The organism is Exiguobacterium sp. Leaf196 (assembly GCF_001423965.1).
Classification (GTDB): domain Bacteria; phylum Bacillota; class Bacilli; order Exiguobacteriales; family Exiguobacteriaceae; genus Exiguobacterium_A.
Genome location: NZ_LMPV01000002.1, coordinates 13,165 through 26,624 on the forward strand (window position 1 = coordinate 13,165; position 13,460 = coordinate 26,624).

Here is a 13,460-nt window from a genome sequence, read left to right on the forward strand (position 1 = left end):
CAAAATGTTCGCTTCTTTTTTTGTGGAAAGGTTGATACAATTCCTACAGGAAACGAACTAGAGGAGGAACGGCACGATGACGATTATTGTAAAGGCTCCGGCCAAGATCAACCTAGTCCTGGATGCGACGGCAAAGCGCCCGGACGGCTATCACGATGTACATATGGTGATGACGACAGTCGATTTGGCAGACCGTCTAGAATTGACGGAGCTGCCGTCAGGAGAAATTCGAATGAATGCCCAGCATGCTTACGTTCCGAACGACGAACGTAATCTTGCTTATAAAGCAGCAGCGATCTTAAAAGAAAAATACGACGTCAAGACAGGAGTAGAGATCTTCTTAGAGAAACACATTCCAGTTGCAGCCGGACTCGCTGGTGGATCCAGTGACGCGGCAGCGACGTTACGCGGATTAAATGAGTTGTGGCAACTCGGTTTGACGCTTGAAGAGTTGGCGGAAGTCGGCGCAGCAGTGGGCTCTGACGTCCCGTTTTGTGTCATGGGTGGAACAGCGATTGCAACGGGTCGCGGAGAGAAGCTAGAAAAACTTGTCTCACCACCCCCATGCTGGGTTGTTCTTGCTAAACCGACGATCGGTGTTTCAACAGCTGACGTCTATGGTGCCCTCGACTTGAACACGGCAAAACGTCCGAACGTCGAAGCAATGATTGATGCGGTGAAGGCGCAAGATTTCCAAGCCATCTGCCAATCACTCGGTAATGTTCTCGAAGCGGTCACGTTGCCGATGCACCCAGAAGTCGAGCAAATCAAGGAATTCATGGCAAGTTGTGGCGCAGAAGGCGTCTTGATGAGCGGAAGTGGTCCGACGGTCTTTGCTCTAACGGAGCATGAAAATCGGGCACAACGTCTCTATAATGGATTACGCGGCTTTTGTAACGAAGTCTACGTCGTTCGTCTTTTAGGCGAAAACCATTGATAATATCCGTATGAAAATGATATATTCACTATTGAATATTCGGAATTACGGAGAGGTGGAACGAAACAAATGAAAATTCGGAGAAGTGGTCGATTGGTCGACATGACGCGGTACTTGCTTGACCATCCCCATCATCTCGTCTCATTGACGATTTTTGCAGAACGTTATAAATCGGCGAAATCGTCGATCAGTGAAGATTTAGATATCGTCAGCGAGATGTTAGAACATGAGGGAACAGGTCGTCTCGTTACAGTACCAGGTGCTGCGGGTGGCGTCATGTTCATTCCGACGTGGAGCAGTAAGAAGGCGTTACCGTTCATCGATGATCTATGTGAACGTGTCGCTCGTCCAGACCGACTGTTACCGGGGGGATACCTTTATTTGACGGACTTACTTGGAGATCCGAAGATGGTCAAACAAATGGGACAAGTGTTTGCATCTGTCTTTAGCCAAAAGAAAGTCGATGTCGTCATGACGATCGCAACGAAGGGGATTCCACTTGCTTATGCAGTCGCTGAGCAACTTGGTGTACCGTTCGTCATCGTGCGTTCAGATAGTCGTGTTACGGAAGGATCAACAGTCAGCATCAACTATGTCTCGGGTTCTTCAAAAGCGATCCGGACGATGGCACTCGCGCGTCGAAGCTTACCACGTGGAGCGAATGTCTTATTGATTGATGACTTCATGAAAGCCGGCGGAACGATTCGCGGAATGATGAGTCTCTTAAGCGAGTTTGAAGCAAAGGTCGCAGGTGTTGGTGTTTTGATCGAGGCAGAAGGTGCTGAGAAGAAGATGGTCAACGAATACGTCAGCTTAATGAAATTAGCGGACGTCGACGTCGACCATGGTCAAATCCAAGTCAAGCGTGGAAACGTCGACCACTATTTCTCAGAAGCTGAGACTACCTGAAATTGACAGCCGCATGGATTGTAACTATACTGTAATTATCAAACTTTTGGAAATTATGCGTAAAAAGATTGGGAAAGACTAAACCTTTGTTTGTTTTAAGCCGTAAGTAGAAGTAGACAACGAAGAGTTGTGACAACGGTTAAAGGGGTGCGGACAAAATGAACGTTACGGACGTTAAAATTCGTCGCGTCGTAGCAGAGGGTCGAATGAAAGCACTTGCCTCTATTACGCTCGACCACGAATTCGTGGTACATGATTTGCGTGTCATCGAAGGGAACAGTGGTCTCTTCGTCGCCATGCCAAGCAAACGAACGCAAGAAGGTATCTTCCGGGATGTCGCTCATCCAATCAATGCATTAATGCGAAAAAAGGTCGAAGATTCAGTACTCGAAGCCTATGCGGCACGTGAGGATCAAGAAGAAGGCATCGGTTACGAAGTCTCTTCTGCCCAAACGGCAGATCAAGCATAAGAAAAAGACAGGTTTTCTCTTCTTGGGAAAACCTGTCTTTTTTCTCGTTTTTTCATCGATTCCGCTTCGTCCCATCATTGAATAACGATGCCATTTTCGTTATAGTTGGAACGAGTGTACTATTTCAGAACGAAATCAACACTAATTTACGTGGAGGAGCGACAAGGATGAATCATTTCGCGGTAATTCTAGCAGCGGGTAAAGGAACTCGGATGAAATCTAAGCTTTACAAAGTACTTCACCCAGTCGCTGGGAAACCTATGGTACAGCACGTCGTCGATCAATTAGCGACGCTCGGCGTCAAGCGACAGGTCGTCATCGTCGGTCACGGTGCGGAATCCGTCAAAGAAGTGCTTGGCACATCGGTGGAATACGCACTTCAAAGTGAGCAGCTTGGCACAGGACATGCTGTTCAAATGGCAGAACCCGTACTCGGGAACGAACAGGGAGCAACGCTCGTCGTCTGTGGCGATACACCACTCTTGACGAGTGACACACTGGCTTCATTGTTACAACATCATGCGGAGACAAACGCAAAAGTGACCGTCTTGACGGCACTCGCTGACGATCCGACAGGTTACGGACGTATCGTGCGTGGCGGAGACGGAAACGTCTCGAAAATCGTCGAGCATAAGGATGCGAATGCAGAAGAGCTCGCGATTCGTGAAATCAATACCGGTACGTATGTATTCGATAATGAGATGTTGTTCGCGACGCTGAAGCAAGTTAAGAACGATAATGCGCAAGGTGAGTATTACTTACCAGACGTGATTGAGATTGCAAAGGCAGCAGGCGAGACGATCGCAGCGTATGCGGCACCTACGTTCGAAGAGACGATCGGTGTCAATGACCGCGTCGCACTTGCACAAGCAGAAACGTCGATGCGCAAGCGAACGAATGAGTACTGGATGCGTCAAGGTGTCACGTTCGTTGATCCGTCTTCGACGTACATCGGACCAGACGTCACGATTGGTTCAGATACTGTTCTCTATCCTGGTACGCAGTTGCTCGGTCAGACGGTCATTGGTTCAGAATGTACGATTGGTCCGAACTCGGATATCCGTAACAGTGAAGTGGCAGATGGCGCCATTGTTCGTCAATCCGTCGTCACGGATAGCAAGATTGGTCAAGCGGCACAAGTCGGTCCATTTGCGCATTTACGTCAGCAAGCGGTTCTCGGTGCGAACACACGCGTCGGAAACTTCGTTGAGATCAAGAAATCAACATTTGGCGAAGGTAGCAAATCAGCCCACTTGAGCTATGTCGGAGATGCAACAATCGGAGAGAACGTCAACCTCGGTTGTGGATCGATCACGGTCAACTATGATGGAAAAAATAAATTCCAGACGATCATTGAGGACGATGCCTTCATCGGCTGTAACGTCAACTTGATTGCACCGGTCACGGTCGGCAAGAATGCCCTCGTTGCTGCCGGATCAACCGTCACAGACGATGTGCCGGAAAACGGTCTCGCGATCGCAAGGGAACGTCAAACGACGAAACCCGATTATCGTTAATTCATTACTTGTCGCTCTACTCGTCTAAACCCAAACAAATGGAGGCCACCTACACATGTCTACTGTCTTAGAACATGAAATTCGTATTTTCGCACTCAACTCGAACAAACCACTGGCAGAGGAAATCGCTAAAGTCATCGGAATCCCGGTGAGCGAAAGTTCAGTCAAACACTTCAGTGATGGCGAAATTTCGATGAACATCGAAGAAAGTGTCCGGGGGGATGATATTTACATCATTCAATCGACAAGCCAACCAGTCAACGAAAACCTGATGGAACTTCTCATCATGATCGATGCACTGAAACGGGCGTCTGCACGGACGATCAACGTCGTCATTCCGTATTACGGTTATGCGCGTCAAGATCGCAAAGCACGTTCACGTGAGCCAATCACGGCGAAACTCGTTGCGAACTTGCTTGAAGTAGCAGGGGCGACACGTGTCGTGACGATGGATCTCCATGCAGCACAAATCCAAGGGTTCTTCGATATTCCAGTAGATCAATTGATGGGTGTACCGCTTCTCGCTTCATACTTCGAGAAAAAGAACATCGATCCAAACGAACTCGTCATCGTTTCTCCAGACCATGGCGGTGTCACACGGGCACGTAAATTAGCAGAACAATTAAAAGCACCAATCGCGATCATCGACAAACGCCGTCCGAAACCGAACGTCGCAGAAGTCATGAACATCGTTGGTCAAGTCGATGGCAAGATTGCCATCATCATCGATGACATCATCGATACAGCGGGTACGATCACACTTGCAGCGAACGCTTTGATCGAAAACGGAGCGAAACAAGTCTATGCATGTTGTACACACCCTGTTCTTTCAGGTCCGGCAATGGAGCGAATTGAGAACTCAGCGATCGAAGAACTCGTCGTCTTGAACACGATCGATTTAACACAACGCGAATGTGCAAGCAAAATCAAACAAATCTCTGTGGCACGCTTGCTTGCAGAAGCAATCATCCGTGTACACGAACAGAAATCAATCAGCCCGCTCTTCAGCTGATTGCTTATGCATACGAACGATGTGGTCCGGTTTATTGAAATCGGACCCTTGTTCGTTTACTTTTTTAAACAGAAATGAGGAATCGATATGAAATGTATCGTCGGATTAGGGAATCCTGGCGCGAAGTATGCGAATACGCGCCACAACATCGGTTTTCTTGCGATCGATGCCTTAGCGGAGAAACACGGGATCACGCTTTCAGAATCGAAGTTTAAAGCCCTCTTCGGAACGGGAATGATAAACGGAGAACGTGTCGTGCTCGTCAAGCCATTGACGTATATGAATTTATCAGGTGAAGCGGTGCGACCGTTACTTGATTTCTACAAGATCGCGGTCGAGGATGTGCTCGTCATCTATGATGATCTGGATTTACCACTTGAGAAATTGCGCTTGCGTTCGAAAGGCAGTGCAGGCGGTCATAACGGCGTCAAGTCGTTGATCCAGCACCTCGGTACGCAGGAAATCAAGCGTCTTAAACTCGGTGTTGGTCGACCACCGGCACCAATCCAAGTCATCGACTGGGTGTTAATGAATTTTTCGAAGGCGGAACAAGGAAGTCTGCAACACGTACTCAATGCGTCTGTCGATGTAGCGACGGACTTTATAGACACACCGTTTCTCGCTTTGATGAATCGGTATAACTGAACGCAACGCTTTGGGGGTTCCAAAGCGTTTTTGCTGTCGTGTTTTAGGAGGAAGAAGATGAAACAATTACAAGAACTCTTATTAGCGATTCCTGAAATCAAGACGGTTCGGGAACGCTTCCGGGACGGTGTCAACGCTCAGTTGATTACTGGTCTGATGAATAGTGGAAAGGCATTGTTCGTCGCCGGGATTTATCAGGAGACGAAACGTCGATTCGTACTCGTGACACATAATATGTTCCAAGCGCAAAAGTTGTACGATGATTTGATTGAACTCGTGCCGGAAGAAGACGTCATGCTCTATCCGGTCGATGAGACATTAGCCGCGGAACTCTCCTATGGGGCGAGTCCGGAACTGCGGGCAACACGGATCGAAACCCGTCATCGTTTATTGACGACGGACGACGGGATCCTAATCATTCCGCTCGTTGGCTTACGCCGATATGTTCCGGGTGCAGAGACGTTCTTGTCGCACGTCAAACAGGTGAAGCCAGGCGATATCTTGTCGATTCCAGACTTCGTCCAGGATTTAGTTGATGCGGGGTATGAGCGGACAGCGACCGTGACGACACCAGGTGAGTTTGCCGTTCGCGGGAGTATCATCGATATTTATCCGCTCACGGTTGAACGCCCGTACCGGCTCGATCTATTCGACGAGGAAATCGACTCGATCTATACATTCGATGCGGAGACTCAACGTTCGCTCGGTGTTGTCGCAGAAGCATGTTTGATGCCAGCAGCCGAACACTTCGCGACCAAGGATCAGTTAAAGGAGGCTGGCGAAAAAGTCCGTCGTCTTTATGAGGCGACGAAAGAGCGCGTCCAAAGTACGGAAGTCCTCGCGGCACTCGAAGAGGGGATTGCTTACGACGTCGAGTTGTTAGAAAACGGCGATCGTCCGAAACAGTTCGCGAAGTATGCACCAATCCTCTACACGTCGACGTTACGTCAAGACGTGACAGGCAGCGTCTTGATCGTCGATGAAGTCGCGCGGGTTGAAGAAGCGGCAGAAGTCCAGGATGCAGAGGAAGCAGAATGGATGGCGTCGCTCATTGAACGCGGACAAAGCGTCAGTGATTACGTCCTGTCCGTTCCGATGACACATGTCTTTGAAGGACAACCATTGTTGTACCTCTCGCTCCTTCCGACTCGTCGGAGCGGTGTACCGGAAAGTGCGGCAATCCATTTCAGCATCAAACCGATTGCGCCGTTCCATGGTCAGATGGAACGCCTGAAGCAAGAAGTCGAGCGATATCGTCGCGCTGACATGTGGATGGTCTTCTTAGCGAGTAACCGAGAACGTGCCGAGCGGATGCGCCAGACGTTATCCGATTATGGGGTTGAAGCCTCGATCGTAACGAAAGAGGGCATCACTCGTGGTCAACCAGCGATCTTGATTGGCGGAATCCATGGTGGATTCGAGATGACGAATGCGCGCCTCGTCGTCATCACAGAAGAAGAAGTCTTCAAGCAACCGGCGCGTCGCCGGAAGCAGACGACGAAGCTGACGAACGCTGAACGGATCAAGAGTTACCAAGAATTGAAGACAGGTGATTACGTCGTTCATATTCATCATGGAATTGGGCGGTACCATGGCATCAAGACGATTGATGTAGCCGGTAATCATCAGGATTATCTCCATCTCGTCTACGCAGGAGAGGACTCGTTGTATGTTCCTGTCGATCAGATCGACTTGATTCAAAAGTACGTTGGGGCTGAAGGGAAAGAGCCGAAAATCTATAAACTCGGTGGAACGGAATGGAAAAAGGTCAAAGCGAAGGTTCAAAAATCGGTCGAGGATATCGCTGATGAATTGATCAAGCTCTATGCAGCTCGTGAAGCTGCCGTCGGTTTTGCTTTCCCAGAGGATGACGATAACATGCAAGCGTTCGAGGCTTCCTTCCCATATGAGGAAACGGTCGATCAATTGCGATCAATTGCCGAGATCAAGAAAGATATGGAACGTCCGCGTCCGATGGATCGTCTATTATGTGGTGACGTCGGGTACGGGAAAACGGAAGTGGCGATTCGTGCAGCCTTTAAAGCAGTCATGTCTGGAAAACAAGTCGCGTTGCTCGTACCGACGACCGTCCTTGCGCAACAACACTACGAAACAATGCTTGAGCGATTCAGTGAATGGCCGATTCGAGTGTCGGTCATGAGCCGGTTCCGTTCGCCAGCAGAATTGAAGGCAACGAAACAAGGGTTAAAAGAGGGAACGATCGATGTCGTCGTTGGGACACACCGTGTGCTGTCGAAAGACGTCCAATTCGCTGATATCGGATTGTTGATCATTGATGAAGAGCAACGATTCGGTGTTAAACACAAAGAACGTCTGAAACAGTTGAAGACAAACGTCGATGTCTTGACGTTGACAGCGACACCGATTCCGCGGACATTGCACATGTCGATGATCGGAATCCGTGATCTCTCTGTCCTTGAGACACCACCGGAAAACCGTTATCCAGTCCAGACATACGTCATGGAATACGACGGAATCGTCATGCGGGAAGCACTCGAACGGGAACTCGGACGTGGTGGACAAGCATTCTTCCTCTACAACCGTGTCGAGGGCATCGAGCGAAAGGCAGAAGAGATTCGCGCCCTCGTACCGGAAGCACGAATTGTCACGGCTCACGGTCGAATGACGGAAACCGAACTCGAAAGTCAGCTAATCGCCTTCTTCGAAGGAGATGCCGACGTCCTTGTCAGTACGACGATCATTGAGACGGGGATTGATATCCCGAACGTCAATACGTTGATCGTTCATGACGCCGATCAAATGGGCTTATCACAGCTTTATCAATTACGTGGTCGTGTCGGTCGTTCAAGTCGCGTCGCCTACTCGTACTTTACGTACCGTCCGCAAAAACGATTGACGGAAGTGGCAGAAAGTCGTCTGCAGGCGATCAAGGAGTTCACGGAGCTCGGTAGCGGTTTTAAAATCGCAATGCGTGACCTGTCGATTCGCGGTGCCGGGAACTTACTCGGTTCGCAACAATCTGGATTCATCGATTCTGTTGGTTTCGATCTCTATTCGCAGATGCTTGCAGAAGCAGTCGAGGAGCGGAAAGAACGGATGAAAGGTAAAAAACGCATCCAGAAATTCGTTCCTGAGTTCACATTCAGCCTTGATGCCTATATTCCATCGCACTACATGACAGACTCCGAGCTGAAAATCGAGTTCTACAAACGTTTGAAATATGTTGATACCGTCGATAGTCTCGAACAACTCGAAACGGAAATGCTTGAACGATTCGGTGAGTTTCCGGATGAGGTCGCGCGTTTGATCCAGTTGACACGGATGCGCATTTTCGCGGAACGGGCGCGTGTCGAGCGTGTTAAACAAACCGATCCGAAAATTGAGATCGTCTTATCGCTCCAATCGACACAACAACTCGATGTGGCGGACTTCGTTAAATGGACTGTCCCACTGGGACGTGGTCTTGGAATGGGACAACAAGAGCAGAAACTCGTCTTAACCCTCAACCGCAACAAACAGTCGACGCAACAGATGACGATGCAGGCAGAACAATTATTGGCGGAACTTGATCGCCGGCTCGTCGGGCGATGAATAGACGAACGATTGCGCAAGGCGCAGCACTGCTTGCGATCTCTAGTTATATCTCAAAATTGCTCAGCTTCTTTTACCGGATTCCGTATCAGAACCTCGCTGGTGATTTCGGATTGTACGTCTATCAGACCGTCTATCCATTATTTGCGATTGCGGCAGCGCTCGGCATTTATGCGCTGCCTGTCATCGTGGCGAAGTTGACGCTTCACCACCCGGATGAGAAACGAGAAGTTCTCTGGTCGATTTTTTATGTCTTACTTGCCATGACCGTCTTTTTCGGTCTGCTCGGATGGTGGATCGCCCCGACGCTCGCTGGGTGGTTCGGGGATGCAAAACTGGTTGTGCCCCTGCGTGCGGTAACATGTACGTTTTATTTACTACCCGTGATTGCTGTTCTACGAGGAATGTTCCAAGCAGATCTTGAGATGCGACCGACGGCTGTATCCCAAGTCTCTGAAAATGCCGTCCGTGTCGGACTATTGTTGCTCGTGACGTATATCGGTGTCTCGATGCAGGCGGACCCCTACTGGATTGGTGCGAGCGCTCATTTAACGGCGATTGGCGGCAGCATCGTTTCGTTATTCGTCCTGTTACGCTTTGCGAAAGGGAAAATCGGTCGTCCGGTATTTTCGAGTATTCATATAAGACGTGTCGGAAAAGTGCTGGTGACAAGCGGTGTAGCAGTTAGTATCGCGTCACTTGCCTTGTTGCTGATGCAATTGATTGATGGATTAACGTTCGTCAATCTACTTGGCAATACGACGGAAACAAAAATCGAAAAAGGAATACTCGACCGTGGGTATCCGTTACTGCAATTTGCGATTCTGTTTGCGACGTCGATGAGCCTTGCGAGTGTGCCAGCCTTGTCGACTGCATACCGGAAACACGATCCACAGATGATGCGTCAACAACTCGAGACATTACTCCGTTCCGGTTTATTGATTGCCGCTGCAGCGACGATCGGGCTAATGGGTGTGATGCGTCCGCTCAATATTGCGTTATATCAAAATGATCAAGGAACAGCGGGATTGATTTGGCTCGCAGCGACGGCATTTGCCGCATCGATCGCGATGATGATCGTCTCTTGTCTCCAGTCGGTTGATGCCGAGAAATATGCGCTTGTTGGTGTTCTTATCGGATTAGGGGCGAAGCTTACTCTGAACCTCTATTTCATTCCCCGATATGGTATGATCGGGGCGGGTATGGCGACATTTGGAGGTTTTGCCGTCATGGCGGCAGCGCAATGGATTTTATTGAACCGGAAGTTCGGTCGTGTATCTGCGGGAACTGTTTTTTATCGAAGACTGGTCTTACCTGTGCTTACCATGGGTGTGTTTCTGTATCTGATCGAGACGTTTTTCCAGCTGTTTGAGCTTGAGACACGAATCGGTGCGGCACTCGAAGTCGGCGTTCTTGTCGTCGGTGGTGCCATCATTTATGGCAGTATGGCGTTACGCTTTCGTGCCTTATCAGAACAAGAGTGGGCGTTATTGCCTTTAGGAGATAAGTTATATCAGATGTACCAACGTAGGAGGAGCATATGACACACCGAATTACGATCGTCGGCCTTGGCGTCGGCGAACTCGAACAATTGCCGTTTGGCATCTATCGATTATTAAAAAACACGACACAACCTGTCTATTTGCGGACAGTGGATCATCCAGTCGTTTCAGAACTTGCAGCAGAGGGAATGAACTTTACATCATTTGACTCAGTTTATGAACGACATAGTCGGTTTGAAGACGTATATACAGAAATCGTCGAGGAATTGCTTCGTCTTTCTGAAACGACGGACATCATCTATGCCGTTCCAGGACATCCATTAGTCGCTGAGAGTACCGTGCAACAGTTGTTGCAACGGACAGACAATGTCGATGTCGTAGGGGGACAAAGTTTTCTCGATCCGATGTTCGCTGCACTTGGTGTGGATCCGATTGAAGGATTCCAGTTACTTGATGCAACGGCATTTGCTGTCGATGAAGCACAGATTCGTCAACATCTACTGATTGGGCAAGTCTATGACGCGCTCGTCGCTGGCGACTTAAAAGTCCAGTTGATGGAACGTTATCCGGACGAACATCTCGTCACTCTTGTCACAGCAGCAGGTACGAGCCAGCAAACCGTTCAAAACGTACCGTTATATGAACTCGATCATGTGACGACGCTCAGTAACTTAACGACGGTCTATGTACCACCGGTTACGGATGAGCAGACGTTGAATCGTGACTTCGCGACTTTAAAAGAGATTATCGCGCGATTACGCGGTGAAGGTGGTTGTCCATGGGATCAAGAGCAGACGCATGAGTCCTTAAAACGACATTTAATCGAAGAATCTTACGAATTACTGGAAGCAATCGACCTTCAGGACGATAACTTAATGATAGAAGAACTAGGAGACGTCCTCTTACAGGTTATGCTCCACGCACAAATTGGTCTAGATGAAGGGTATTTTGATATTCGAGACGTCATCGGAAGCGTCAGCGATAAGATGATTCGTCGCCATCCCCATGTCTTCGGGGAAACGACTGTTGATTCTTCAGCAGACGTTGTGTCGAACTGGCAAGACATCAAAGCACAAGAAAAACCGGAGCGGACTTCTTTACTTGATGGTGTGACAAAAGGAGCACCTGCTTTGATGCGCGCAGAAGACATTCAAAAGAAAGTGGCGAAAGTCGGTTTCGAGTGGGAAGACGTCGAGGGGGCACTTGAAAAAGTGATCGAAGAGTTACATGAATTGAAAGAAGCAGCCCCAGAAGAACGACTCGGAGAATTTGGAGACGTCCTGTTCTCGATAACACTCGTCGGAAAATACCTCGGTCTATCGGCAGAAGAAGGATTACAACGAACGAATGATAAATTTATTCGCCGTTTTACACGGATGGAACAACTAGCGGATCGACCGCTCGTTGAGATGACGCTTGAAGAGCAAGATTCACTCTGGCATCAAGCGAAGCAGGAGGAACAGTCATGAGACTTGATAAATTTTTAAAAGTATCGCGTCTGATCAAACGACGGACGCTTGCGAAAGAAGTTGCTGATCAAGGTCGGATTACGATCAATGGTAATGTAGCGAAAGCAAGTAGCACGGTAGCAGCAGGTGATGAGATGACGATTCGGTTCGGAAATAAGATCGTGACAGTTGCGATTTCAAGCATTAAAGAACATGCGAAAAAAGAAGAAGCATCTGATATGTATGAAATCATCCGTGAAGAAAAGGTGAATTCCGAAGAATCGATGTAATTTACCGGAAAAAGGAAGTATACTAAAGAGTGTCAGGGATGACCACTCAGAAAGAGGAGGGATGATATGCCAACACCGCTCGAATCAGGGCGTCAAACGCCAAAGATCAAGCCGCTCAATGACCGTAAGAAGCAATTGAGTCAGAATGCTATTGAAAACCGTCGACGTCTCAAAAATCGCTTTTTCTTGTGTCTGACCGTCTTTTTGCTCATCTTTTCCCTCATGGGGTGGTCATACATGGAAAAACGGCAATTGATCGCAGAACAAAAGCAGTCATTTCAAGTAGCTGAACAGGAGCAGACGAAAGCAAAAAAAGAGACTGCTCGTCTGAAAGAAGAAATCAATCGTCTCAATGATAAAGAATATGTGGCGAACTTAGCCCGGAGTGAGTTGCTCTATTCGAAAAAAGGAGAAACGATCTTCTACTTTTCACCTGAAGACTAATTGAAGGTTGCCGATTGATTGAAAAAAGAATGAATCACTCGTATAATAAGAAACGAATCAACTAAAAAGGAGCAATACAATTTATGTCGATTGAAGTAGGCAGCAAAGTGCAAGGGAAAGTAACAGGCATCACGAATTTCGGAGCGTTCGTTGAGTTACCAACAGGGAAAACTGGTCTTGTTCACATTAGTGAAGTGGCAGATTCTTATGTTAAGGACATCAATGATGTATTAACGGTTGGTCAAGAAATCACCGTTAAAGTCTTAAGTGTTGAAAACGATGGTAAGATTGGTCTTTCCATTAAAAAAGCCGTCGATCGTCCAGAAGGTGAACGCCCACGTCCAGCACGTCAGTTCGATCGTGGACCACGTCCAGCAGGACAAGATCGCGGACCACGTTCGTTCGATAACAAAGGACCGCGTGGAGGCGGTAATCGTGGAGGCTTCAACAAAGGTGGCCGTAATACACCACCACCGCGCAAAGAACAATCGTTCGATACGTTGATGTCTAGTTTCCTGAAAGATAGTGAAGATCGTCTTGCTACATTGAAACGTCAAACGGATTCAAAACGTGGCGGGCGCGGCGCAAAACGTCAATAACTTGCTGACCTGTTCTTTATAAGAATAGAGATGGAATGACGCCGTTCATTCCATCTTTTATTTTTTTAAAATTATTTTTATAAAAAGCGTTGACTTTCATTTGACCTGCCCGTA

12 protein-coding genes are annotated in these 13,460 nt (G+C 48.3%); all 12 read left to right on the forward strand.

The genetic code is table 11. The features are described from left to right. Nucleotides 1–76 precede the first annotated feature (76 nt). The 12 genes from ispE (at nucleotide 77) to ASG02_RS05935 (ending at nucleotide 13,346) form a co-directional block, all read left to right on the forward strand. On the forward strand, nucleotides 77–937 hold the full coding sequence (ispE, locus tag ASG02_RS05880; protein ID WP_035413228.1) for a 4-(cytidine 5'-diphospho)-2-C-methyl-D-erythritol kinase: 861 nt from the start codon (nucleotides 77–79) through the stop codon (nucleotides 935–937). A gap of 69 nt (nucleotides 938–1,006) precedes the next feature. Continuing rightward, a complete protein-coding gene (gene purR / locus ASG02_RS05885; RefSeq protein ID WP_056061992.1) occupies nucleotides 1,007–1,846 on the forward strand; it encodes a pur operon repressor in 840 nt (279 codons plus the stop codon). A gap of 158 nt (nucleotides 1,847–2,004) precedes the next feature. Continuing rightward, nucleotides 2,005–2,316 (forward strand): septation regulator SpoVG, encoded by a 312-nt coding sequence (spoVG, locus tag ASG02_RS05890; RefSeq protein WP_056061995.1) that lies wholly within the window; start codon nucleotides 2,005–2,007, stop codon nucleotides 2,314–2,316. A gap of 167 nt (nucleotides 2,317–2,483) precedes the next feature. Beyond that, the gene (gene glmU, locus ASG02_RS05895; protein ID WP_056061998.1) at nucleotides 2,484–3,833 is read left to right on the forward strand and encodes a bifunctional UDP-N-acetylglucosamine diphosphorylase/glucosamine-1-phosphate N-acetyltransferase GlmU; all 1,350 of its coding nucleotides are present in this window, start codon (nucleotides 2,484–2,486) and stop codon (nucleotides 3,831–3,833) included. A 55-nt stretch (nucleotides 3,834–3,888) separates the two neighbouring features. Further along, the gene (locus tag ASG02_RS05900) at nucleotides 3,889–4,845 is read left to right on the forward strand and encodes a ribose-phosphate diphosphokinase (protein WP_012368955.1); all 957 of its coding nucleotides are present in this window, start codon (nucleotides 3,889–3,891) and stop codon (nucleotides 4,843–4,845) included. A gap of 87 nt (nucleotides 4,846–4,932) precedes the next feature. Further along, the gene (gene pth, locus ASG02_RS05905; protein WP_035413235.1) at nucleotides 4,933–5,490 is read left to right on the forward strand and encodes an aminoacyl-tRNA hydrolase; all 558 of its coding nucleotides are present in this window, start codon (nucleotides 4,933–4,935) and stop codon (nucleotides 5,488–5,490) included. A gap of 57 nt (nucleotides 5,491–5,547) precedes the next feature. Then, nucleotides 5,548–9,063, forward strand: a complete 3,516-nt coding sequence (gene mfd / locus ASG02_RS05910) for a transcription-repair coupling factor (protein WP_056062001.1) — start codon at nucleotides 5,548–5,550, stop codon at nucleotides 9,061–9,063. Further along, nucleotides 9,060–10,607 carry a polysaccharide biosynthesis protein gene (locus ASG02_RS05915; RefSeq protein WP_056062004.1) on the forward strand — a complete coding sequence of 516 codons (1,548 nt, stop codon included), beginning with the start codon at nucleotides 9,060–9,062 and terminating at the stop codon, nucleotides 10,605–10,607. Before mfd ends, ASG02_RS05915 begins: the two co-directional genes overlap by 4 nt. Then, nucleotides 10,604–12,034, forward strand: a complete 1,431-nt coding sequence (mazG, locus tag ASG02_RS05920) for a nucleoside triphosphate pyrophosphohydrolase (RefSeq protein WP_056062007.1) — start codon at nucleotides 10,604–10,606, stop codon at nucleotides 12,032–12,034. Before ASG02_RS05915 ends, mazG begins: the two co-directional genes overlap by 4 nt. After that, on the forward strand, nucleotides 12,031–12,303 hold the full coding sequence (locus ASG02_RS05925) for an RNA-binding S4 domain-containing protein (RefSeq protein ID WP_023466556.1): 273 nt from the start codon (nucleotides 12,031–12,033) through the stop codon (nucleotides 12,301–12,303). The genes mazG and ASG02_RS05925 overlap by 4 nt, the downstream gene beginning before the upstream one ends. 66 nt (nucleotides 12,304–12,369) lie before the next feature. After that, nucleotides 12,370–12,747 (forward strand): septum formation initiator family protein, encoded by a 378-nt coding sequence (locus ASG02_RS05930; RefSeq protein WP_035413247.1) that lies wholly within the window; start codon nucleotides 12,370–12,372, stop codon nucleotides 12,745–12,747. Nucleotides 12,748–12,830: 83 nt separating this feature from the next. Further along, nucleotides 12,831–13,346, forward strand: a complete 516-nt coding sequence (locus ASG02_RS05935; protein ID WP_035413250.1) for a S1 domain-containing RNA-binding protein — start codon at nucleotides 12,831–12,833, stop codon at nucleotides 13,344–13,346. Nucleotides 13,347–13,460 lie beyond the last annotated feature (114 nt).